This window comes from Fontibacillus forbon, assembly GCF_046559655.1.
Lineage (GTDB): Bacteria > Bacillota > Bacilli > Paenibacillales > Paenibacillaceae > Fontibacillus.
The window spans coordinates 70668-92416 of record NZ_JBKGFV010000008.1; the positions used below are offsets into that span (position 1 = coordinate 70668).

General features: G+C 49.5%; 25 protein-coding genes, 1 rRNA gene and 1 riboswitch. Of the genes, 2 read left to right on the forward strand and 24 right to left on the reverse strand.

All coding sequences use genetic code 11. The annotated features are described in order from the left end of the window. Nucleotides 1–14 precede the first annotated feature (14 nt). From spoVG to ACLB09_RS24055, 11 genes are all read right to left on the reverse strand, one after another. Nucleotides 15–299 (reverse strand): septation regulator SpoVG, encoded by a 285-nt coding sequence (gene spoVG / locus ACLB09_RS24005; protein WP_055105386.1) that lies wholly within the window; start codon nucleotides 297–299, stop codon nucleotides 15–17. 182 nt (nucleotides 300–481) lie between these two features. Beyond that, nucleotides 482–1312: a pur operon repressor gene (gene purR / locus ACLB09_RS24010; protein ID WP_410772362.1), complete on the reverse strand. Its 831-nt coding sequence runs from the start codon at nucleotides 1310–1312 to the stop codon at nucleotides 482–484. Between the two features lie 114 nt (nucleotides 1313–1426). Beyond that, a complete protein-coding gene (gene ispE, locus ACLB09_RS24015) occupies nucleotides 1427–2281 on the reverse strand; it encodes a 4-(cytidine 5'-diphospho)-2-C-methyl-D-erythritol kinase (protein WP_410772363.1) in 855 nt (284 codons plus the stop codon). A 189-nt stretch (nucleotides 2282–2470) separates the two neighbouring features. Then, nucleotides 2471–2650, reverse strand: coding sequence for a protein sspF (locus ACLB09_RS24020; RefSeq protein WP_410772364.1), 180 nt, complete (start codon nucleotides 2648–2650; stop codon nucleotides 2471–2473). A 166-nt stretch (nucleotides 2651–2816) separates the two neighbouring features. Next, nucleotides 2817–3092 (reverse strand): biofilm formation stimulator Veg, encoded by a 276-nt coding sequence (gene veg / locus ACLB09_RS24025; protein WP_410772365.1) that lies wholly within the window; start codon nucleotides 3090–3092, stop codon nucleotides 2817–2819. A 143-nt stretch (nucleotides 3093–3235) separates the two neighbouring features. After that, a complete protein-coding gene (gene yabG / locus ACLB09_RS24030) occupies nucleotides 3236–4132 on the reverse strand; it encodes a sporulation peptidase YabG (RefSeq protein WP_410772366.1) in 897 nt (298 codons plus the stop codon). A gap of 54 nt (nucleotides 4133–4186) precedes the next feature. Beyond that, nucleotides 4187–5074 carry a 16S rRNA (adenine(1518)-N(6)/adenine(1519)-N(6))-dimethyltransferase RsmA gene (gene rsmA, locus ACLB09_RS24035; RefSeq protein WP_410772367.1) on the reverse strand — a complete coding sequence of 296 codons (888 nt, stop codon included), beginning with the start codon at nucleotides 5072–5074 and terminating at the stop codon, nucleotides 4187–4189. Between the two features lie 3 nt (nucleotides 5075–5077). Then, entirely contained in the window at nucleotides 5078–5641 is a 564-nt protein-coding gene (gene rnmV, locus ACLB09_RS24040; protein WP_410772368.1) for a ribonuclease M5, read from the reverse strand. Between the two features lie 129 nt (nucleotides 5642–5770). Continuing rightward, on the reverse strand, nucleotides 5771–6898 hold the full coding sequence (locus ACLB09_RS24045) for a G5 domain-containing protein (RefSeq protein ID WP_410772369.1): 1128 nt from the start codon (nucleotides 6896–6898) through the stop codon (nucleotides 5771–5773). Between the two features lie 259 nt (nucleotides 6899–7157). After that, a riboswitch (cyclic di-AMP (ydaO/yuaA leader) is annotated at nucleotides 7158–7363 on the reverse strand. A gap of 215 nt (nucleotides 7364–7578) precedes the next feature. Continuing rightward, nucleotides 7579–8349 carry a TatD family hydrolase gene (locus tag ACLB09_RS24050; protein WP_410772370.1) on the reverse strand — a complete coding sequence of 257 codons (771 nt, stop codon included), beginning with the start codon at nucleotides 8347–8349 and terminating at the stop codon, nucleotides 7579–7581. Nucleotides 8350–8373: 24 nt separating this feature from the next. Further along, complete coding sequence (locus ACLB09_RS24055) at nucleotides 8374–9663, reverse strand: HD domain-containing protein (RefSeq protein ID WP_410772371.1); 1290 nt, start codon at nucleotides 9661–9663, stop codon at nucleotides 8374–8376. Nucleotides 9664–9989: 326 nt separating this feature from the next. Here ACLB09_RS24055 and ACLB09_RS24060 point away from each other — a divergent pair, with 326 nt between their 5' ends. Continuing rightward, nucleotides 9990–10244, forward strand: coding sequence for an AbrB/MazE/SpoVT family DNA-binding domain-containing protein (locus ACLB09_RS24060; RefSeq protein ID WP_028560748.1), 255 nt, complete (start codon nucleotides 9990–9992; stop codon nucleotides 10242–10244). 137 nt (nucleotides 10245–10381) lie between these two features. Here the strand turns inward: ACLB09_RS24060 and rsmI are convergent, their stop codons facing one another. From rsmI to ACLB09_RS24110, 10 genes are all read right to left on the reverse strand, one after another. Then, nucleotides 10382–11293 (reverse strand): 16S rRNA (cytidine(1402)-2'-O)-methyltransferase, encoded by a 912-nt coding sequence (gene rsmI / locus ACLB09_RS24065; protein WP_410772372.1) that lies wholly within the window; start codon nucleotides 11291–11293, stop codon nucleotides 10382–10384. Next, nucleotides 11290–12054 carry a tRNA1(Val) (adenine(37)-N6)-methyltransferase gene (locus tag ACLB09_RS24070; protein WP_410772383.1) on the reverse strand — a complete coding sequence of 255 codons (765 nt, stop codon included), beginning with the start codon at nucleotides 12052–12054 and terminating at the stop codon, nucleotides 11290–11292. The genes rsmI and ACLB09_RS24070 overlap by 4 nt, the downstream gene beginning before the upstream one ends. A gap of 80 nt (nucleotides 12055–12134) precedes the next feature. Then, entirely contained in the window at nucleotides 12135–12506 is a 372-nt protein-coding gene (locus tag ACLB09_RS24075) for an initiation-control protein YabA (RefSeq protein WP_410772373.1), read from the reverse strand. A 44-nt stretch (nucleotides 12507–12550) separates the two neighbouring features. Further along, nucleotides 12551–13351 (reverse strand): PSP1 domain-containing protein, encoded by an 801-nt coding sequence (locus ACLB09_RS24080; protein ID WP_410772374.1) that lies wholly within the window; start codon nucleotides 13349–13351, stop codon nucleotides 12551–12553. Between the two features lie 113 nt (nucleotides 13352–13464). Continuing rightward, nucleotides 13465–14439, reverse strand: coding sequence for a DNA polymerase III subunit delta' (gene holB, locus ACLB09_RS24085; RefSeq protein WP_410772375.1), 975 nt, complete (start codon nucleotides 14437–14439; stop codon nucleotides 13465–13467). Nucleotides 14440–14510: 71 nt separating this feature from the next. Then, nucleotides 14511–14954, reverse strand: coding sequence for a YaaR family protein (locus ACLB09_RS24090; protein WP_410772376.1), 444 nt, complete (start codon nucleotides 14952–14954; stop codon nucleotides 14511–14513). Nucleotides 14955–14998: 44 nt separating this feature from the next. After that, the gene (locus tag ACLB09_RS24095) at nucleotides 14999–15328 is read right to left on the reverse strand and encodes a cyclic-di-AMP receptor (RefSeq protein ID WP_114498791.1); all 330 of its coding nucleotides are present in this window, start codon (nucleotides 15326–15328) and stop codon (nucleotides 14999–15001) included. Nucleotides 15329–15433: 105 nt separating this feature from the next. Beyond that, nucleotides 15434–16084 (reverse strand): dTMP kinase, encoded by a 651-nt coding sequence (gene tmk, locus ACLB09_RS24100; protein ID WP_410772377.1) that lies wholly within the window; start codon nucleotides 16082–16084, stop codon nucleotides 15434–15436. Then, nucleotides 16074–17636 (reverse strand): aminotransferase class I/II-fold pyridoxal phosphate-dependent enzyme, encoded by a 1563-nt coding sequence (locus tag ACLB09_RS24105; RefSeq protein WP_410772384.1) that lies wholly within the window; start codon nucleotides 17634–17636, stop codon nucleotides 16074–16076. The genes tmk and ACLB09_RS24105 overlap by 11 nt, the downstream gene beginning before the upstream one ends. 103 nt (nucleotides 17637–17739) lie before the next feature. Next, nucleotides 17740–17925: a sigma factor G inhibitor Gin gene (locus tag ACLB09_RS24110; RefSeq protein WP_114498788.1), complete on the reverse strand. Its 186-nt coding sequence runs from the start codon at nucleotides 17923–17925 to the stop codon at nucleotides 17740–17742. 225 nt (nucleotides 17926–18150) lie between these two features. On the opposite strand from ACLB09_RS24110, the gene ACLB09_RS24115 reads away from it, so the two are divergent. Further along, the gene (locus tag ACLB09_RS24115; RefSeq protein WP_410772378.1) at nucleotides 18151–18675 is read left to right on the forward strand and encodes a hypothetical protein; all 525 of its coding nucleotides are present in this window, start codon (nucleotides 18151–18153) and stop codon (nucleotides 18673–18675) included. Between the two features lie 187 nt (nucleotides 18676–18862). Here ACLB09_RS24115 and ACLB09_RS24120 read toward each other — a convergent pair whose 3' ends face one another. The 3 genes from ACLB09_RS24120 to rrf all read right to left on the reverse strand — a co-directional run. Then, nucleotides 18863–19288: a hypothetical protein gene (locus ACLB09_RS24120; RefSeq protein ID WP_410772379.1), complete on the reverse strand. Its 426-nt coding sequence runs from the start codon at nucleotides 19286–19288 to the stop codon at nucleotides 18863–18865. Between the two features lie 208 nt (nucleotides 19289–19496). After that, complete coding sequence (locus tag ACLB09_RS24125) at nucleotides 19497–20588, reverse strand: PdaC/SigV domain-containing protein (RefSeq protein ID WP_410772380.1); 1092 nt, start codon at nucleotides 20586–20588, stop codon at nucleotides 19497–19499. 1065 nt (nucleotides 20589–21653) lie between these two features. Then, nucleotides 21654–21749: ribosomal RNA gene (gene rrf, locus ACLB09_RS24130) — 5S ribosomal RNA — on the reverse strand; the annotation flags it as partial.

Here is a 21749-nt window from a genome sequence, read left to right on the forward strand (position 1 = left end):
GACAAAACTGAGACTTAAGCCCCTTCTTCAATAACTTCCTCTTGCTCGGCAGCACGTTCATACTCCGCCAGGACTGCGGCTTGGATCTTCTCGCGTGTACCCGAAGAGATCGGATGCGCAATGTCCCGGAATTCCCCGTCAGGAGTACGCTTACTCGGCATAGCCACGAACATTCCATTATTTCCGTCGATTACGCGAATGTCATGAACAACAAATTCGTTATCGATGGTAATGGATGCGATCGCTTTCATTCTGCCCTCAGAGCTGACTCGGCGGAGTCTTACATCCGTAATTTGCATATGTGTTCACCACCTTTTTCCATCAGAGACTTGGTGTAATATTCCACATAGCTTACGGAAATCCTTTTTTTTTCATGAACAAAATGACCTAAAATCAGGAATTTTTTTGAACAGATAGGCTTTTCGACACGTTTCGTCGTAAACTCCGCTCGTTTTACAGATAATCGACAAGGTCTAGGGTTCTACTTCCTGGTAAAATAATTACCCGGTTCTACCGAAATCTCTTTTCCCTTGGCATCTACCGCTCTTAACGTGGCTAACGATACATAATCCTGAAGCAGCCGCTGCTCCGATTCCACCTCGCCCGATTCCACCAATACGCCAACTCCGGCGACCACGGCGTTAAACTCGGCGAGCAGATCGACCATGCCTTGAATCGTCCCTCCTGCCTTCATGAAGTCGTCCACGATCAGTACCTTTGACTTCTCCTTCAGCGCCCGACGTGACAAAGTCATGGTGTGCAGGCTTTTATGCGAACCGGAAACATAATTAATGCTGACCGCGGAGCCTTCTGTAACCTGATGGTCCCTGCGCACAAGAACAACCGGCAAATTCAGTTCCGCCCCGGTCGCATAGGCTAACGGAATCCCTTTCGTCTCTACCGTCATGACGCAATCGATATCCACTCCAGCGAAAGCCGTCGCAAACAGCTTGCCGGCCTCGTTCATCAAACCAGGTAAGCCGAGCAGGTCGGACATGTACAAATACCCGCCGGGCAAAATCCGGTTCGGTTCCGCCAACTTCTCACACAACTGCCCTATGAAATGAAGCGCCTGCTCCTGGCCCATCATAGGGATGTACTTCACCCCGCCAGCCGCGCCGGCCAGGGTTTGCAGCTCCCCGGTTCCCTCGTCTTCAAACACTTCTTTTATAATCGCCAAATCCTCGCTGATGGAAGACTTTGCGGCTCCGTATCGCTGTGCAAATGTGGTGAGCGGTATCAACTGATGCGGACGAGCCAACAGAAACTGCGTCATTTCCACTAAACGAGCGCTTCTCTTTAGTTTTTTCACGAAGTACCCCTCGCTAAATCCGAATATTTTATACAAAATATATCATTTTTGTACGTCTCTGTTCAAGCTTGTCTATTATAAACGCCATAATTACGAAATAATCCAATCCTAAGATCAGGTCAATAACCGGACCGCATACACTTCTTTGCAGAATCCGCGCAGCCCGTTATAAATCCGGGGCACCTTGGATTCCTTGGATACCAGTCCGAATACGGTAGGCCCGCTGCCCGACATAAGAACGCCATCGGCACCTAACCGGATCATTGTTTCTTTCAGATGTGCGACATCGGGATAGAGCTGAAGCGTAACGTCCTCCAGTACATTCCCCAGCCCCGAACAAACGTCCGCAAAGGATCCCTGTTCCAGAGCCTCTTGCATTTGGGCCGCGGAAGGGTGCTTTTGGATATCTTCGCTTCTAAGCCGTCCGTAGATTTCAGCGGTAGACACGTTAATCGGCAGTTTAGCAAGGATCACCCAGCACTGGGGCGGATTTTTGAGCGGAGTCAGCAATTCGCCGCGGCCCGTTGCCAGCGCCGTTCCCCCCGTAACGCAAAACGGCACATCCGACCCCAGTTCCGCGCCAAGCTCCATCAGTTCCTCGTCCGAGATGCCAAGGCCCCAAAGCCGGTTCAATCCGCGGAGCGTAGCCGCCGCGTCGCTGCTGCCCCCGGCCAGTCCGGCGGCAACGGGAATCTTCTTGTCCAAATGAATATATACGCCGCTTCGGACGTCGTAACGTTCCTTAATCAGCTTGGCGGCCTGGAAAGCCAGGTTCTTCTCATCAAGCGGAATATATCCGGCCTGACTTGAGATGATAATCGTATCCCGCGGGAGAGCGCTCATTTCCAGCCGGTCAGCCAGATCAACCATCGTCATGACCATTTCCACTTCATGATAGCCGTCGGGCCTTTTATGTAAAACATCGAGCATCAGATTAATTTTCGCCGGCGCTTTTTCGTAAATTTTCAAGACGCTCACCCACCTTCAAGTATCGCTAAATTCAACCCGTCTTAACTTACATATTATAAAAAAAACTCCGGGCTTCGTCTATGCACGGAAGACATTCCATGTTCCGCTTCCCTTTATCTTACTTGATCTTCATACAAAAACAAACAGACTCCCCTCAAAGGGGGGGAGTCTGTTTGTTTTCGTCTCAGCCTAGGGTTCCTTCGATGCGGCCCGCTCGGCAAGCTCGATGGCTCTTTTGACCATGTTTCCCGCATCCTTCGCTCTGATGCCGCCCCAGCCTTCCTTACGGACGGTATCATAAAACCCCAGATCCTTCGCCAGCTCGACTTTCAAATCTTCGGACATGACGCTGCGTCTTCTGCGTGACATGTGCCATTCCTCCTTTAGGAAGTCATGGATGAAGAACAAGGATAGTATGCGTCTTCCCATCGGCATTCATACGCCGAACCGTGTCCACGCTACGCGCACGCCTGTATAAATAAAAACCGGCCCTTGCGCTTTAGCGCAAGAGCCGTTTACTGCAACGTCATGATGTTCACGGTTTAATATACGACAGCCGCATTTCGTTGTTATCGTCGCACACCATGACTTCAACGGATTCGGTAAGTATATCGGCATAACTGTAAGACACACGCTTAAAGGTTTGCTGCTCTTCATCCAACTTCACGATAAAGACCGAAGGATAGGTTTCCTCCAATACACCGGTACGTTCGACGGTCTTTCGGCGACCTCCGTTTGCACGCAGCGTAATTTTCTGTCCAACGTGAGCGTCGAGACTGTGTTTAATTTCTGACAGCGCATTTTTAGCCATTGCCTGTGACCACCTTCCTTCTTTGTCATTATACAAGAAAGGGAGTCACTTGTCAAGTCGAAACAGATTATTATATCAGCAGCAAAAAACGGTTGTCAACGATTTTTTTTCGACACTTTTCTCAAGCGGCCTGAATTGTGAAATTACATGGACGGAACCACTTTCAAAGCGGACAAATCCACCAGCTTCGGCAGACCGATCCGGTAGCTGCCCCGCGTCTCAATCCCGCCCACTCCTTGCGTCCCGCTTATCGTATGGCCCAGGACGTCCGTAATGTGTATCGTCTCCCGGATGGACGTCAAAGAAGCCTTGGCGGCGATGTAGACCGGGTCCAGAGCGTGTATCAGCACCCTGGCAGGTGAACTCGCGAAATTGGCACCCGCCTGGAGCAAAGCTTCAAAATGGGACTGGCATGCGCCGGCAACGATGGTAAGCGCATCGAAATTGCGTTCGTACTTCCGCGCAGCCTGTACGGCCTCCACGAAGTGTTTGGAATTTTTATAACTGGATAAATTGTACAAATCGCTCGTCGGGCGATTCTTTAGTACGCCGTCATGGCCGGTCAGTACGACAATATCCGGCTGAATGCTTGGCAGTAATCGATACAAGGCGTTCGCCATCGCAGATTCGTTTACGTAATAGCCATGGGCAGGTACGCGCAGCTTCTCGTACAGGCTGAGGCTTTTCTGTAAATATCGCTCATCCCCGTCCAGATGAAGCACCTTCCCCGGAACTTCGAAAAAGGATGTCTCCCCCGGATTATAAAACTCCCGCCCCAAAGCGGACTGGGCCCGTTCCGCCAGTTCAACCCGATCCTTCTCTAGCCTCTGCAGCGATTCGGTAGCCTTGATTCGTGCTCGCTGCGTTTTTTCGCCCGGGGCGTTCGGACTTACCTTAACCAGATCGGTCAAAGGCGCATCAGCCAGCAGCCGGAATTCCGTTCCTTTGATGATGGCCTGTTCCCGCACAATGTTCTCGACCCGGAAGGTAACATCCCCTCCGTAAGATTTGCGGACGACCAAGTCTCCCAAATTACTCAAATCAATCACCTCTAACCCATCGTATGGGCGAATAGTGGGATTGGTTACAAGCGTCTATTTAGTAATTCCTGCGGCCAGCAGCGTATTGCTCAGCTCCGCGAATTCCTGCAGGCTTAACGTTTCCGCGCGCCGGGAGGGTGCAATGCCGGCATCGCCGAGCAAGGACTCCAGCCGTTCCCGGCCTTCTCCCGGGAAAAACCGGCTCTTGAGATTATTTGAAATCGTCTTGCGTCTTTGAGCAAAAGAAGCCTGTACCACTTCGAAGAAAAAGGCTTCATTCTCCACCGAAACAGGAGGCGTGCTGCGTACCTTCAGACGGATGACAGCCGATTCCACATTGGGCTGCGGGATAAAAACGCTATGAGGCACGGTACAGACCAGCTCCGGCTCACTGTAATACTGAACGGCGATGCTCAGGCTTCCGTATTCCTTTCCTCCCGGGGAGGCCGCCATGCGCTCTGCGACTTCCTTCTGGATCATCACGACGATGTTCTCCAGCGGGAGGCCCGCCTCCAGCAGGTTCATCAAAATCGGTGTCGTGACGTAGTAAGGCAAATTGGCTACCACGCTAACGCCGCTGCATCCGCTGAATTCGGACGCAAACAGCGCCCGCAGGTCGAGCTTAAGCACATCTCCGTGAATGACATGGACATGCGGATAAGGCTCCAACACCTCTTCCAGAATGGGCAGAAGGCGCTGGTCGATTTCCACGGCGGCCACACGGCCGGCCGTTTGTGCCAGCTTCTCCGTCAAGGCTCCGATTCCGGGTCCGATCTCCAGCGCCCCTTTGGATGGATCCAAACCGGCTGCGCCGACGATTTTGCCAAGGATGTTCTGGTCGATCAGAAAGTTCTGACCGAGGCTTTTTTTAAATGAAAATCCGTGCCGTTGGATAATCTCTTTCGTTCGGCGCGGTGTAGACACATCTTCTCTCATGGTCATCGGTTATTTCCCTCTTTCGTTCTCCAATTGAGCTAGTGCGGCCGCAAACTCTTCACGGCTGATCCGGAAGATGGCTAACCGCTTATGAAACTGTTTGCCATTACAATACCCTATTCCAAGCCGTTCACCCATGAACCGCCTACGTGCGGACGCGTCCGGATGAACGATCAATCCCGCCGCGATCAGGTCCTCCCAGTCGATCAGGTCCTGATGACTTCCGTCGGCTTCAGAAGGGACCTCGCTGCGGACGCGGGAGAGGGCCTCCCGGATCGCCTCCGGCGATGCGTTCTCCACCCCGATGTCATCGCCCTTCGTCGCGTCGGCCTCGTTCAGGAAAGCATGCTTACACCCGGGAACCCGGTTCGCGACGATTTTACGGATGCGTTCTCCGGCATGGTCGGGATCGGTGAAAATAATGACTCCCCGCCGCTCCATCGCGAGCGCGATTTTCCGCAAAGTCGTCTCATTGATCGCCGATCCTCCGGTCTCAATGGTGTCGGCGTCCACCGCCCGTTTCACCGCCACGGTGTCGTCACGGCCCTCCACCACAATGACCTCCTTGATCATGTACCCCATACCCTTCAAAATAAAATGGTCGTATCACAACAAAAAGAAGAGGAATTCTCCTCTTCTTATCCGTGTCTTATTCATCATCCTAATAGTATATCATTCCCTGCGCAAAGTAAACGCAGCCGGTTAGTTCAACTCCGGTTTGGTCGGGCCGATGACGTATACGGTACGCCCTTTCTTCCGGCCGAAATTTTTGGCGGATTTCAGGGTGTCGTAATAGACGTCCATCTTGTTGCCCTTGATGGCACCGCCGGTATCTTCCGCCTTGCGGAAGCCGATGCCCTCGATATAGACCCACCAGCCCAACGGAACGACGCTCTTGTCGACCGCGATCGTTCTGCCTTCCGTCACTCGGGTGCCGGATGCCGTTCGCGTGCCAATCCCGTCTTCTTCCGCGGAGTATGCGGTCAGGGTCACGTTCTTAAGTACTTTTTTATATTTAAACGAGACGCCGCCTTTCGTCGTAAGTCCGCTGATATTTACCGCGTTTGCGCTGCGGGATATGCTTGCGGATGCAACAACCGTCGGTTTCTTCGTTCCTACGGCGATCACTTTGGGAGAGGCTTTCTTTTCAACCTCTTTACCGAGCCAGCGCTTCGAAACGAAGTTTCCGTCTTCATACACTTTTTCGATGTTATGGACTACTACCCCTTCATTTCCTTGCGATAAGACCTTGGTTTTTCCCTTGAGCAGGTTATTGTCCGAGGTTTTCACAACCGTGAAAGGTACGCTCTCTTTGGTCTGGACATTATGCTTGGTGACGCGGACAACCTTGATATTCAGGTTCGCTGCCACTTTGCTGTCCAAAGCCGGAGTAATTTTATCTTCCTTGCCCAAAGTAACGCCAAGCTCTTCGATCGCTTCATGTACGCGGTCTTGAGTCGTAAAATGTGTTTTCGTTGTACCGTCCACGCTAACCTTTACAGGAACCGCGCGCACAATGACAATCCCGTCTTTGATGGAACCGGCGAGCGACTGAGCTACCGCATGCTCAGATCCCAAAGCCATTGCCTTTCCTTCCAGACCTTGATTGACCAGCGAATGACGGGTTTCGATCTTTTGACTCTGCCCGTCAACAACCAAGTAAATCTTTTTATTGTTTTGGTAAAACCAAATCAGGATGATGAGAACTACCGCTATGGCCAAAAATCCGATGACCGCTATTTGACGTAAATGTTCTTGTTTCCACCGCATTGCGTAAGACATGCTGGATGAGCGTGATTCATGGGATTCCTTTTTGCGGAAAATGCCCATTTCTTCCGTCCTCCTTACATAGTCCCGCCGTCTAGGTCGATTCGTGATACGTATGACGTGACTACATTTCATTTTTACGAAATGCACTATAATTGAGCTGCACTTCGCATCCTGCCCCAGTCTGCCCGGCTAGTCACCTCCTGTTTAACACAGTATGATGACCCTATTACGTTTATTCAAAACAAAAGAAGCCTAAAGAAAGAGTAAGAGGCTCTCTTTCGTGGCTTCCGAATTTCTTGATGTAATAGGATGCACGAGTTTGCCCTCTCTTTGTACGCTTACGGAGTTAGCTGTCGGGTTAGGACGCAGAGAGCCGCCCTTTCTCAATCATTCGCTCATGGCGCAATGACCTTCGAATTCACCCCAATGACCCAAAAAGAAATCAATTACGCCTAAACCGGTATTTCCGGTTCGCGTATTTGGTTCCCCCGTTCTCCAGATTCGGAGATTAAGCGAGACTGGTTCATGGAACCATGTAACCGGAATCGTCATCTACACATGAACGACCCCAAATCGATTACTGAAAAGATTCTATCCTGTTTCGATGCATGTTGTAAAGGACGAATCAACAACGTTTATTTTAATAAATGGTTAAAAAAATGTAATAAACTCGGTGTAGTTGGTTAAAAAGCATTAATCTTTCGCGAATGCTCTTTTTTTCACCGCTTTTTCTCCCGATTTCATCGAATTCCAAATCGTTCCAGCGCATTTCGGGTAGTAATTTCGGCGATTTCTTCGACCGAAACCCCCTTTAGTTCGGCTGCCGCTTGTGCGACCAAAGTAACATGTCCCGTCTCGTTCCGTTTTCCACGAAATGGATGAGGAGTTAAATATGGGGAGTCCGTTTCGATCAATAATCGGTCCATGGGCGTCTTGATTAACACTTCTTTGGGTTGTTTTGCATTTTTAAACGTAATCGGTCCGCCAAACGACAAATGGAATCCCAAATCCAGACACATTTTGGCAATTTCCCAGCTCCCCGAATAGGAGTGCATGACGCCTCCAATTTCGTTAGCCTTTTCCTCCCGGAGAATGCGAACGACATCTTCATGCGCCTCCCGGTTATGAATGGAAATCGGCATTCCCAGCTTTCGTGCAAGACGGATTTGCTGTCTGAACACTTCATGCTGGACCTCTTTTGGCGACGTATCCCAATAGTAGTCCAGGCCAATTTCACCGATGGCGACTACCTTCTCATGCTTGCAAAGCTCTGCAATCCAGTCCAAATCCTCTTCCTTCATCGTGATCGCATCCTGGGGATGCCATCCCACCGCCGCGTAAATGAAGTCATGCGACTCCGCCAGCTTCATGGTGGTCGGGATCGTCTCGCGGTTAAATCCGATGTTGATCATCCGCGTTACCCCTTGATCCAATGCGCGCTGAATCGCTTCCTCCCGGTCGTCGTCAAACTGCGGCGCATCCATATGCGTGTGCGTATCAAAAAGCTCCATGACTGTACCTCCTTGGGTGTCCGTTTATTGTCCCTGTTCAAATAGTTCAGCAATATTTGCCGGCAGCCGGTGAATCACCGATGCCAATTTATTGTCGGGATAGTACAAATGAAATTTTCCGCGGTGCAATCCGCTGATCGAGCGGACAATGTCCGAAACTTCGGAAATTTCCCGCAGATGTTCCTGACGGTCCAGCAGAAGGATCTGCTTGTCCTGGAATTCCCCATCCGAACGAAACACATCATAAGGCAGATCGGTTGGAAAATCAATTTCCAGATCATATTCCGGATGAAGTCCCGCTGCCCCGAAAGCGCGGCGAATGTCGTCGATCATTTCCAAATCCAACGCTTCTACTTCTACATATTTATACAACTTTCTGTCTAAAAATCGGATACAAAGGTCACTCAACAGCTCATCAGGTTCTTTTCTCCATTGCATGAAGGCCGTTTGTACCAACGCCTCATCAAGGAGCAGATACTCCTCTACCGTCAAATCCCGATTAAACAGCCCGGGCAGCGGATCAGGCAGAAAAGCGAAACGGTGTCCGCCCGCATGGAGCTCCTTCGCCCGGCGGAAAATTTGCCGCAAAATAATTTCCGAACTCCGGGTCACCGGATGAAAATAGACTTGCCAGTACATTTGATATCTGGACATCAAATAGTCTTCCACCGCATGCATACCCGATTCCTTCACCACGATCCGTCCCTGGAACGGTCTCAGCATTCGTAAAATGCGATCCATATCGATGGTTCCGTAATTCACGCCGGTAAAATAGGCGTCCCGCAGCAAATAATCCATCCGATCCGCATCGAGCGGACTGGAGACCAAACTTACTACGATAGGATGTTCATAATCCTTGCGAATGACAGCCGCCACTTTTTCCGGGAAATCTTCTCCCAGCCGCCGCAGCACGGCGCCTACTTCCGTATTCCCAAGCACAATTTTGCAGGTCCAATCCTCATGGTGCATTTGGAACGCTTGTTCTATCGAATGGGAAAACGGACCGTGTCCCAAATCGTGAAGCAAGGCAGCACAAAGAGCAACCAGTCTCTCCTCCTGCGGCCAGTCGGCATAATCGGCACGTTCAAACTGAGAAATAATTCGCCTCGTAATTTCATATACACCGAGTGAATGGGAAAAACGGCTGTGTTCGGCTCCATGAAAAGTCAAATAAGAAGTCCCAAGCTGGCGGATTCGCCGCAACCGTTGGAATTCGGGCGTATTGATCAGAGACCAGATAATTTCATCCTGCACATGAACATAATTATGAACCGGATCCTTAAAAACTTTTTCCTCCCGCAGTTGAAGATGCATGGCGATGTCTCCTTTCCTTTATCACAAAAAGTTTTTTTTGCAAAATAGAGAGAGATTGTGACCGATATAGTAGGATATTGTCGAATAATGTCGAAGCCTGTCGTTGTAGGTACTTCCAACATGTCGAAAGGTAAAAATGGGAGAAAAGTGAGCAAATCTACCGTTGTATCGTGCCCCACCAATATTTAAAATTAGAAATAATAATGAACTCTACCATAAATAGGTTGACTGTTTTGGCAATGGTTGGTATTATAAATATCATAAAAGATAGAAGTTTGTCGAATAATGACATTTTTAAATTATAGCGAGAGGGGCTATCATCGGTTATGATGAAATCAACAGGTATTGTAAGAAAAGTAGACGAATTAGGACGTGTAGTAATTCCTATCGAATTGCGCCGCACTCTCGGCATTGGTGAGAAGGATGCCCTCGAAATTTATGTCGATGGTGAACGCATCATGCTGAAAAAATATGAGCCTGCTTGCATCTTCTGTGGCAATGCGGAGAACGTTACTTATTTCAAAGGCAAAATTGTTTGCCACGAATGTCTCACGGAGCTTCCTACCCCTGTGACAAATTAAGAAATATAGTATATAATAGTTTTATTGAAAACTGTTAATTCTAACCTTTTTCATATCTCCTTGGTGCCTTCCAGGCTTGAACCCAGCCTGAGAAGGCCCCTTTTTTTGTCTTTTTCCGCTAAGTAATGGGTTTATTTTTATTTTCTTTCTTCCTTTTCATCGACAGCAACCACTTTATATATGTCCCGTTTTGACACGCCCCGGTCTCCGGCGGTTTTTTTCATTGCCTCTTTACGGGAGATCCCCTCTTGTTCTTCATAATGAAGCACATGCTCCTCCACGGATAAGGATTGCCACCAGGCATCTTTTCTCTCCTTGACGTCCTCCGGATTCGCCCCGGCAACCACCAGACAATACTCACCCAGCGGCGGATGTTCTTGAAGCCATTCCAGACACTCGCTTAACGTTCCTCTGGCCATTTCCTCATATCGTTTGGTCAATTCCCTCGCAAGCACGACCTTACGGTCTCCCCAGGCCTGCTGTAAAGATTCCAGCGTTTTGATTAACCGGTGCGGAGATTCGTACATAAGCAGCGTATTTTCTTCATCTTGCAGCGAGGTAAGCAAATGATCCCTGTCTTTATTATCTCTTGGCAAAAAACCAACGAATTGAAACCGCTCGGTAGGCAGCCCTGACACGATGAGCGCCGACAGTGCAGCATTAGCTCCGGGGATCGGAATGACCGAAATTCCCGCCTCAACCGCCAGTTTTACAAGATCGCTGCCGGGGTCGGAAATGGCCGGCAAACCGGCATCGCTGACCAGGGCCAAATTTTTTCCTTCTATTATAAGTCGTATTAATTCGGGCCCGCTCGCGCTCTTATTATGTTCATGATAACTGAGCAATTGGCCCGGGGAAATTTCGAAATGCGTCAATAGCTTACGCGTCTGCCGTGTGTCCTCTGCCGCAATAATGTCCGCTTCCTGCAGCGTGCGGACCGCCCGGTACGTCATATCCTCCAGATTGCCGATCGGAGTTGCCACAAGATACAGTTTGCCGGGAGTTCCGTTCGGCCGTTCCTCAAAACTTTTTTGAATGGTTAGACTCATGCTCTTCCCTCTTTTGGTCCATAATAGATGTTCATGATTTCCGGACAATAGTTTCCTTGACCGTCATACACGATCAGCGGGGGCAAGACCCGCACATCCGGCTTACCGTCACGCAGCGTCTCAATCAGCACCATATTGGCTTCGGCTCCCGCCCGCGGATGGACAAAGCGAATCACTTTGGGCTCCAGCCGATATTGGCGAAACACGGTCAGGATTTCCCCAAGCCGTTGCGGTTTATGCACCATGGACACTTTCCCCCCCGGCCGCACCAGCCGCATCGAGGCTGCAATAACTTCTTCCAGGCTACAGTGGATTTCATGACGTGCAATCGCTTGGTGCTCATTTATTTTCAAATCCCCGCCGGTTAGCGGCATGTAGGGAGGATTTACCGTGATCGCATCGTAAATGCCATGGCCCGTCTCCTTGACCAACTCTCGAAGATCTCCCTCTAAAATCCTGATTTGCTCTTGCAGTCCATTCATCTCCACACTTCGGCGAGCCATATCGGCTAAACGGGACTGTATTTCTATGCCATCAATTTTTGCCTTTGTCCGGGTAGAAAGCAGCAGCGGAATGACGCCGTTGCCGGTACATAAATCGAGAATTTTACCATGCTTCGGAACAAACGCGAAACGCGCCAGCAAAACCGCATCCATCGAGAAGCTAAATACTTCATCGCTCTGGATAATCCCCAGTTCATGGGTTAGCAGGTCATCCACCCGCTCTTGTTCTTGGATCCTTACTTGATTTTTCAAATTCAATCTTCCGTTCTGTGAAAGGATAGGCATTGATCCATGTATCATTTCTTAAAAAAAACCGTAGGAAATATCCCTACGGTTTGTTATTTATTCAAAAAAGACAAGCAGAACAAACAGTCGCCTTCCGTTCGCAAATGCCCGTAATAGACATTGCAAATATGGAAACCTTCATGATACAAGCGCGCCAGATTATCGTAACCTTCCCCAACGATATCGATGGCTTCGTTCCCTTCAAGCAGCAAAGGAGCGGGCTGAACCGGAGATCTCAAAGGCGGCTTGCCTTCAGTGTTCTCCCCCTTCAGAATTTTGCGCATCTTCTCGTTTTCCAGGCGAAGCTGTTGATTTTCCTCAAGCAGCCTCTTGACCTCCAGCATAAGCGTGCTAAATTGGCCGTGAACCTTACCCATTTGTGTTTCCAGCGCTTGCATATGGTTGAATATATCTTTATTCTCCAAGTTCCCACCCCAGAGTCATCTCTAAAGTCTTTCTTGAACAACTTTTATTTTACAACGACATCGTCGAGCGGAAGCTCCTTGACTTTGCCGACTTCAAACAATTGCACATGAACCGTTCGCGCTCCGGCGTTCAGACCAACGACTTTCCCGTCTCCAAGCGAAGTGACAACCATCTTGCCTACCGAAGGAAGCTCCTCCTTCACGCTTTCGTAGTTATCATGCTCAAATTTCAAGCAGCACATTAATCGGCCGCACAGTCCCGAAATTTTGGTCGGATTCAGCGATAAGCTCTGGTCCTTCGCCATCTTGATCGACACCGGCTCAAAATCGCCGAGCCAGGAAGAGCAGCAAAGCACCCGTCCGCAGGGACCGATCCCGCCAAGCATCTTGGCTTCATCTCTGACGCCGATTTGCCGAAGCTCGATCCGTGTCCGGAAAATACTGGCCAAATCCTTAACCAGTTCGCGAAAATCGACTCGACCCTCTGCCGTGAAATAAAAAATGATTTTGTTACGGTCAAACGTGAACTCCACGTCAACCAGCTTCATTTTTAGATCATGGTCTTTAATTTTATTTAAACATGTGGCAAAAGCGTTTTTTGCCGCAAACTTGTTCTCCTCCACAACACGGGCATCGGACTCGTCGGCAATACGGATTACCTTTTTCAGCGGGAGCACAACGTCATTCTCCCCGACCTGCTTCTTGCCAACGACTACTTTCCCGTACTCAATCCCTCGCGCTGTTTCCACAATAACGCTTTGGTCCTTCTCGACAGGAAGCTCCAGCGGATCGAAGTAATATATTTTGCCCGCTTTTTTAAAACGGACGCCTACTACAGTGTACAAAAACTTACCCCCTTGTATACCTATAAAAACCTGGTAACTCCTTAAAAACCCATGTTCTTGCACGGGAGAAGTTCATCTGTCCGAAGCCTTGGCTCCGGCCTGAAGCATCACGGTTACCCGCCGATGCCGATCAGGAACTGTTCGAGACAGAGTTGGCCGTTCATATGCTGACGAAGTTTCTTCTTGCTCTCTGCCGCAAGCGCCATAGCGTCAATCCACTGCTCCACGCTGCGGGAAAAAGCATGTTTAACGATAAAATCCAGCTCATCTATGAAAACGATGTGATCATGTCTATGATAGAGCGCATGGATCATGTCTTTGAACCACAAATGGAAAAGGTCAAACAGCATGTCCAAATGCTCGCCTAAACCTGCTTTGAATACACTTTGCTGCGCTGTAACGATAGGAGAGCCGCCACGGCCAGCGGTTTCCTTCCCTAATTGTAACACTACGTTTCTAATTTCTGCAAACCAATTCTGACGCAACAGTTCGCGGCATGCCTCAAGTCCGGCGGCCACTTGAACGGCAGGTCGGGACAAGGCGACCGGAAATCCTTCGCCGGTTAACATCTGCAGCATCAAATCCGGATCCAAAGGCAAGAACGGTACCCACTGGGACCTTGATTGAATAGTAGGCAATAAAGCCCGTCCATTGTCGGAAAGTAAAATGGCGACTGCGGGAGATGGCGGTTCTTCCAGAAATTTCAGCAAACTATTCGCCGCCTGCACCGTCATTTTATCCGCATGTTCAATAATATACGCCTTGGGGTTCCCGCTCTCCGAACGGTACGAAAAAATCCGCTGCAAATCACGGATTTGGTCAATTTTGATTGTAGCCCCGTCAGGAGATATTTGATGCAGGTCCGGGTGATTGCCGTGCAACACTTTCCTGCACTCCAGGCATTCGCCGCAGGCATCTTCGCCTTCAGCGGTACAAAACAAGGCCTGGACAAAGGCCATGGCCATCTCCTTCTGTCCGCTTCCCGGTGGTCCGCTAAATATATAGGCATGGGATATGCGATGTTGGCGGAGGCCGCTTTGCAACAGCTGCTTCGCTGCCTCCTGCCCTATAATTTCCTTAAAAGACATAGTTGATTTCTACCTTTCTTCCAAGACATTTCCGGAAGATGCCTGTATACGGATTGATAGACGGCTCGGCGCTAGAAGCAAATATTGATCAGCATGCCCCGAATCTCGCCGATTTTTTGCAACAGCTCGATCTTTCCCTGCTCCGTCTCCAACAACTCATCCGCCATGGCGAGCAGGGCGGCATCTACCTCGTCCAGCAGCTTATAGCGCTTGCCGCGTCCCCGGCGGTCCCAACCGCGGGATTCCTTGATGGTAACCCCGCGGCGAACGGTATCTTCCAGAAATCTTTTGACCAACAGGCGGTATGCCTTCAATTCCCGGACGGTCATGGAATGGGCCAACCGGTCACCCTGAAGCTGAATCTCCTTGAATCTCCGATTCAATTCCTCTTTGGTAGCCTGTTCGCCTTGGTGCTGCATAACATCGGAAAAGCTTTTGGCCTGCACCGGCTTGGCCGCATTTTCATTCACTCCCAAACCGCTTTTCAGCGGTCTGTACCCCGGATCTATTTTCACAGCTATCACCGCCGTTCTTTCATTTATCTTGTTATATACATATCTTAAAAATGTTCAAACCGATCAACCGGCAGGACGAATACGGTGGCTCCGCCTACCTGAACCTCCACCGGAAGCGGTAAATACGAATCGGTAGTGCCGCTCATCGGCGTCACCGGGGTGACCAGCTGTTCACGCACTTTACAACTGTTACGGATAACAGTCAGGAGCGGTTCAACCTGGTTGTCGTCAACCCCGATCATAAACGTCGTGTTCCCAGCCCGCAAAAAGCCTCCGGTACTGGCCAATTTGGTCGCCCGGAAGTTTTCCTTTACCAATGCGGTCGACAACCGGTTGCTGTCTTTATCCTGAACAATCGCAACGATCAGTTTCATTTGCAGCCCCTCCTCGATTTTTTAAATGAGCGTTACTCAGTGGAATCCAAGATAACCTTTTGAGTTACCTTATAAATTCTTAACCACTTCTATATTATTTGACATTCATAGCCCAAAATCCTTTAATGCCGCGGCCAGCCGGTTTCTGATGTCGGCAGCTACCTCTTGCATTGTTCTGGAGGCGTCCACCGTATGGATTCGCTCGGGGTACATGTTTGTGACGATCCCATAGCCTTCCCTTACTTTATGGTGAAAAGAGAGATCTTCCAGATCGAGACGGTTTATTTCCCTGCCCTGCCCGGCCGCTATGCGCGAGAGCCCGATTTCCGGTTCAATATCCATATAAAAAGTCAGGTCAGGAAATCGACCGGCGGTGGCGAACAAATTAATCGACAGCACTTCATCGATGCCCAGTCCCCGGGCATATCCCTGATAAGCCAAACTACTGTCGACAAAACGGTCGCAAAGCACGGTAATTCCTTCGGCCAATGCAGGTTCCACCTTCTCCGCAATATGTTGTCTCCGTGCGGCTGCATATAACAGTGCCTCCGTCCGCCCGTCCATTTCGGTATTCGCCGGATTCAGTATGATCTCGCGGATACTTTCGGCAATCTGGATGCCTCCCGGCTCGCGTGTTGAGATATAACGGATCCCGCGCGCCTCCAGCTCTCGTCCTAATTCGTTGATAACCGAAGTCTTTCCCGATCCGTCTCCACCTTCTAATGTAATGAATAATGCTCGTTTTTTAGCGCTCAACACATTCCCTGCTTTCTTTCCTCTGTTTTATAACTTGTATGGTATTTAAGTTGGGATCGGAAGCCCCTTGGCATTTCGCCTTGGCCTGACGAAGCGCTATGAACTGTGCCGTCATGCGCCCGCTGATCTCTTCACCCGGATATACTAGCGGAATACCCGGCGGATAAGGGATGATCATCTCCGCCGCCAAGCGGCCTGTGCTGTTCTCTAGAGAGACGGACTCTCGATCCTCCGGCAGGATAGGACGGAGACCAAAGGCCACGGGAGCCGAAATGGGATCGATGTTCCACGTGGAAAATTCACTTTGCGGGTTTTGCGGGTTGCCCGGGCCCGGGGCAACCTCGCTATTCGAATCCATTTGCCTCAGCGCTTGCAATAAGCGGCCGATATCTTCTTCGCTTGTTCCCGGACTCAGCGCCAACACCACATGGCGGTCGTCGCTCATCTCCGGAACGCAGCCGGCGGCTTCCAGCCTTTCCTGCAGCTCGAAGCCGCTCCAGCGGCCTGTCGCGTCAAATAGCACGGCTTTAAAGGGATCTTGTATAGCATATGCAGATCCTTCTCCGCGTGCGCCCGGTACCAGCAGGCCGAAGCGCGGGATCTGTTTCACGCCGAAACGCAGTTGCTCGGCGTTAGCCAGCGCGCTTTCAAAGAATTCGGGCCCGCTGGACTGCAGCTGGCTGCGGCTCAAATCAAGCGAAGCCATGATCGGGTACGACGGGCTGGAGCTTTGCACCATCGCCAGCCGCTGCCGCAGCAGGCCGCGGTCAAGCAGTCCGCCCTGCACATGCAGCATCGCGCCCATCGTGAGCGCGGTCAGCATCTTGTGCGTGGACTGCACGACGCCGTCGGCGCCGGCCTGCAGCGCGCTCTCCGGCAGCACCGGGTGCAGCCCGAAGTGGGCGCCGTGCGCCTCGTCCACGAGCAGCGGCACGCCGCTCGCGCGGCAGAGCGCGGCCAGCGGCCGCAGCGAGGCTCCCATCCCGTAGTAATTCGGGTGCGTGACGAGCAGCCCCTTGGCGCCGGGATACCGGCGCAGGGCTTCGCGCACCGTCTCCTCCGACGGGATGGTCGCCAGGCCGCTGCCGGGGTCGTGCTGCGGCGCCAGGAACACCGCGTGCGCGTGCGCCAGCATTAATCCGTGGATGACGGATTTATGCACGTTCCGCTGCACGAGCAATACATCCCCTGGAGCGGTGCACACGCTCAGGATCAGCGCCAGGTTGCCGGCGGTACTGCCGCCAACCAAAAAGAACGACTCCTCCGCGCCGAAGACATCCGCTGCGAGCTGCTGCGCCTCGCGGATGACGCCCTCCGGATGATGCAAATCGTCCGTGCCGGTAATTTCCGTCACGTCGATCTTCATGACCTGGGCCAATTCACCGCCCAGGTCCCCCTCTCCCCCATAGGACATGCCGTTCTTATGTCCCGGCACATGAAAGGAGGCATCTCCCCGCTCCTTATACTGCAGTAAAGCTTCATATAAGGGGGCTTGTGATTTCCCCTCCGCTCCTTTTTCATTACTCAATCTATATCCTGATCCTTCCGGCATGTTTAGATAACTTGTCTTTCGCTTCATTGTAACGCTATCCAACTAAGGAGGGCAACATAAAAGGACCCGCCAATTTATAGATCAGGTCCCTCACCATTCGTGCTTATGCATTTTTTTCTACCCAAATCTGTCTCATACGATGAATGAAAAAATGATATTTATCTTCCTGAACATCCGTGTGTACCATTTCCGACTCGCAAGCGTCGCATATGAATTCCGATACGATATGAATGCCTTCAGACTTCGGTTCCCCGCAGATAATACATGTGTTCTCGGTAAGTTCATCCATTTACGATCCCACCTCGTGTGTTTTACTACCAGTATGGCACAGATTCTATTATTTTAAACCTTTTCATAGTGACTTTCCTACTTTATATATATGCCGCTTCCAAGCTCTCCGTGTTTGTACGGCGGATATCTTAAAAAATCTTTCTTTTATCCGATATATTAATCATGGTGTTCTTTCAATAATGCATTTCATGCCAACGTTAGCCAAGGAGGATTACAGTCTCATATGCCTGCCGAATCCGGAAATAATGCGACGTTTTACCACTATAAACTGCTTAAAAAAATCGTCTTGCCGAAGCCACTGATCCACAGCTTTTTAGTGCTTCCCTTTATTTGGCTCATCGCGGAGATGGTGTTTATTTCTTGGACCAGCATTTTCTTTTTTCTGCTCGCGATTCCGCTCGTGTTGTGGATCCATTTCGTCATCTCCCGGTCCGTACTTATTATCATCAGCCACTCTTACCGCAAGCGCTGGCGTTTTACCCGCCGGGTCCCTTGGGTCGGCTATTTGCCGGATCAATTCGTCAGCTACAGTACGTTTCGAAGCGTACATCTACATGCCGCCTGGATCGGCTGCTGCATTATTGCTATCCTGATTCCCTGGTCGCCCGTATCCTTCATCATTTCATTGATACTGTGGCATTTGTGGTTCCTTACTCCAAGATTTTTTATTCTTGCCGGATTAAGAAAACAACCCAAAAACGGCATGATCAAGTTTAATGAACAAGATACCTCTTATTACATGCCTTAACACAACGCAACTTACTCTACATATAAATTTAATAGCCCTGCATGGCGCTAAAAAAGCCTGTTACCTGCAAAGATTGCAAGTGACAGGCTGCTTTGATTCCTTACTCAAAAGGATTCATTGGCTTACGCAGTTTTTTACATGTGCTTGTGCTTGTCTTACAGAGGCATTGCTGTAGTATCCTATGAACCTACGGACTCTCCAAACCTTGAATCACGGCCTTCTCGTCCATTTTGGGAACTAACACGGTAAAGGCATTATCATGGATCGTAAGCAGTACGACCAATTTGTCCTTATTGTAAACCCGGGTTGTCCCCGCGCTTTCCTCTACCTTCTCCGTCCAGCCCCATTCCGTAATCGCTTTCTGATAGGCCTCGGGCACACTATCGCTCTCGCGGAGACCGGACAAGGAATAATGCACGTAATCCAGTTTTGAATTGTTCATCGCCGTTTCCGTTCGCTTTGCTTCTTTAGGAACAGGGAAACTCTTCTCTACCGCTGAACCGACAAATGTCGTCCAGGAAGGCTCGGAAGCAGCACAGCCTACAATGACGAACAACATCATGAAGACTACCCCCATGAAGCACAAGGAATATCCTATTCCTCTTGGCCGCATGCTGTATTCCTCCTTACCCAACCTATATTCTGACCGTTTATTATCCCTGGATGTCAATTCCTGATATAGAACGCGGATAGGTCTTAAAACCTATGTGAAGATACCACACTTAATTATAACGGTAGTCTTGAGCCTGTCGGTAACAAAAAGGTTACATTCCTTTTAGTAGCTCCTTAATCTTTTATACTCCTAATGCAGTGTTCTTCAATTATTTAATCGCGTCGAATGGGTTGCTGCCTTTAGGCAACAATTCGTTGAACCCGATCGTAAACTCAGGAAAACCCGCGGCATAAGGCGTATATTCGTACAGCTGAAAAAATAACCGCACCCCTCCGGGCTGCACATAGAAATCAGGCTGGTCACCCAAACCGTTAAATCCGCCAAAATATCCCGGCAAAGCATTCAGCTTGCTGTTTAGCTTTTTATTCAGTAGGTTGAGATAATCCTTATTTTCGCCGAATAAATCTCCAAGGCTCAGTAATTTTCCGTCTTTCAATGAAAAAGAATAGCCTTTTCGCACATTCATGCCATGAGCGCCGCCCAAATATTCGTAATGCTCCGTAAGTAGGCTAAGCACCCCGTTTTGATTATACGTCACAAGATAAGATCCCTTAAACTCATAAGGTACCGTACTCTCTTCCGTGGTTCCGAGCTCTTTCAAGCGTTTATCGATGCTATCCTGAAACAACTTGGCGTCCTTCTTCAATATCTCATTCATAGCTTTTTCAGCTTCCACATTTCCCGTTCCGCTCAGCTTCGGATAATTGATGTGAATCGAGACTTGATTCGTATCCTTATCATACCCTTCGGTGCTGATGGTAAGTTTGTTTTCTTTGCTCTTCACTACATTTAGGGCTTTAGGCGAAGAGTTCCATTCCCCTTCATATCCCAAATAATTCTTTACCCATTGAAAAGGAATGTAGATGCGTCCATTTATGTTCTTTGCCTGCTGCTCCCCTAGAAAATAATCGTTCACATAAGAAGTAATGCCACCTTGATAAATAGATACATTCAATGTTTGATATCCTTGGCCAATGGAATAGGTCTTGCTCAGTTCATTGTAATGAAACGGCAGCTTTAAATTATCCCTTAAAAAAGCAATAGGAATCCAGGTGTTCCCCTCCATGAGCAAACCCTTCAATTCTGCAGTTTTCCCGTTAAATCGCAAAGCTACCGAATTGCATACTGCATTTTGCGTCTTCCCACTTGCCGCATATCCTGATTCCGCCGGCAGCCATCCCCCGCCAAACAACAGTCCTGCTGCTAAAATTCCCGCACCGAGTCGCATCTTCCGGTTCATATCGTTTCCTCCAATGATTGTTCTATCTTGATAAGATCTGCAGATCAATTCAGTATCGATAAGCTGTCTCGTGACAAACCCTATTGTAGCCAATCCAGGACAGAAATGGTTTACATTTACCCTTACAATTTATTCTTTATTTTCCTTTAAACTTGACGTTTCCTTAACCACTTTTTAACCAATTCTGCGACGCAGGACCCTATAACCTCTCTTCTCATTCATAAGCAATAGACGAGATTTGCTAAAAATGTGCTTTACCACCATCCGTATGCTCATACATTATAGTGACCTCCCGGACCCTTTTGGGACACCTGCGACACCTACTGTGCCTTGACGCCCGTCAAGGCGAGTGATAAAACTCTGTCTACTTGGCATAGTTCTGTCTGAGACGCATAGCTCCGTCTAATCTCGTGGTCCTGCCTAACACACTTTGGGCTTGCCTAATTAACTGGATTTCCTACAGTTAATTTTGTCTTTATAGGTCGCTGGCGTAAATTAGATGGAAAACCTCCAGCTAATTTCACGCTTTTCCGCTAAAATGGCTCAAACCCTCCGAATTAGCTGTACCTTTTCCAGTTAATTGTCCCCAAGAGGGGATCTACGCCAAAATTAACTGTAGGTTTTCCAGTTATTTTGTTGATTTGAAGTTCCAGAATAGCAAAAGAGCACCGCCGAGATTATTCGCAGTATTGATACTACTGCTATCCTCCAGCCCCTATATACCAGCTCTATACTCCCCGGTTACCGCCTAATTCCCATACTCCGTCTAACTCTCGTGGTCCTGCCTAACACACTTTGGGTTTACCTAATTAACTGGAATTTCTACAGTTAGTTTTGTCTTTATAGGTCGCTGGCGTAAATTAGATGGAAAACCTCCAGCTAATTTCACGCTTTTCCGCTAAAATGGCTCGAACCCTCCGAATTAGCTGCAGGTTTTACAGTTAATTGTCTCGAAGAGGGGATTTATTCAAAATTAACTGTAGGTTTTCCAGTTAATTTGTTGATTTGAAGTTCCAGAATAGCAAAAGAGCACTACCGAGGTTATCGGCAGTGCTCTTCTTCGTTGCTTGGCGGCGTCCTACTCTCCCAGGACCCTTCGGTCCAAGTACCATCGGCGCTGGAGGGCTTAACGGTCGTGTTCGGGATGGGTACGCGTGGAAC

Excerpts from the sequence above, each read along its gene's own strand:
- spoVG (WP_055105386.1), bottom strand. The coding sequence starts at position 299 with ATGCAAATTACGGATGTAAGACTCCGCCGAGTCAGCTCTGAGGGCAGA.
- ACLB09_RS24020 (WP_410772364.1), bottom strand. The coding sequence starts at position 2,650 with ATGTCACGCAGAAGACGCAGCGTCATGTCCGAAGATTTGAAAGTCGAG.
- veg (WP_410772365.1), bottom strand. The coding sequence starts at position 3,092 with ATGGCTAAAAATGCGCTGTCAGAAATTAAACACAGTCTCGACGCTCAC.
- rsmA (WP_410772367.1), bottom strand. The coding sequence starts at position 5,074 with ATGACCATGAGAGAAGATGTGTCTACACCGCGCCGAACGAAAGAGATT.
- rnmV (WP_410772368.1), bottom strand. The coding sequence starts at position 5,641 with ATGATCAAGGAGGTCATTGTGGTGGAGGGCCGTGACGACACCGTGGCG.
- ACLB09_RS24045 (WP_410772369.1), bottom strand. The coding sequence starts at position 6,898 with ATGGGCATTTTCCGCAAAAAGGAATCCCATGAATCACGCTCATCCAGC.
- ACLB09_RS24050 (WP_410772370.1), bottom strand. The coding sequence starts at position 8,349 with ATGGAGCTTTTTGATACGCACACGCATATGGATGCGCCGCAGTTTGAC.
- ACLB09_RS24055 (WP_410772371.1), bottom strand. The coding sequence starts at position 9,663 with ATGCATCTTCAACTGCGGGAGGAAAAAGTTTTTAAGGATCCGGTTCAT.
- ACLB09_RS24060 (WP_028560748.1), top strand. The coding sequence starts at position 9,990 with ATGATGAAATCAACAGGTATTGTAAGAAAAGTAGACGAATTAGGACGT.
- rsmI (WP_410772372.1), bottom strand. The coding sequence starts at position 11,293 with ATGAGTCTAACCATTCAAAAAAGTTTTGAGGAACGGCCGAACGGAACT.
- holB (WP_410772375.1), bottom strand. The coding sequence starts at position 14,439 with ATGTCTTTTAAGGAAATTATAGGGCAGGAGGCAGCGAAGCAGCTGTTG.
- ACLB09_RS24095 (WP_114498791.1), bottom strand. The coding sequence starts at position 15,328 with ATGAAACTGATCGTTGCGATTGTTCAGGATAAAGACAGCAACCGGTTG.
- ACLB09_RS24105 (WP_410772384.1), bottom strand. The coding sequence starts at position 17,636 with ATGCCGGAAGGATCAGGATATAGATTGAGTAATGAAAAAGGAGCGGAG.
- ACLB09_RS24110 (WP_114498788.1), bottom strand. The coding sequence starts at position 17,925 with ATGGATGAACTTACCGAGAACACATGTATTATCTGCGGGGAACCGAAG.
- ACLB09_RS24115 (WP_410772378.1), top strand. The coding sequence starts at position 18,151 with ATGCCTGCCGAATCCGGAAATAATGCGACGTTTTACCACTATAAACTG.
- ACLB09_RS24120 (WP_410772379.1), bottom strand. The coding sequence starts at position 19,288 with ATGCGGCCAAGAGGAATAGGATATTCCTTGTGCTTCATGGGGGTAGTC.
- ACLB09_RS24125 (WP_410772380.1), bottom strand. The coding sequence starts at position 20,588 with ATGAACCGGAAGATGCGACTCGGTGCGGGAATTTTAGCAGCAGGACTG.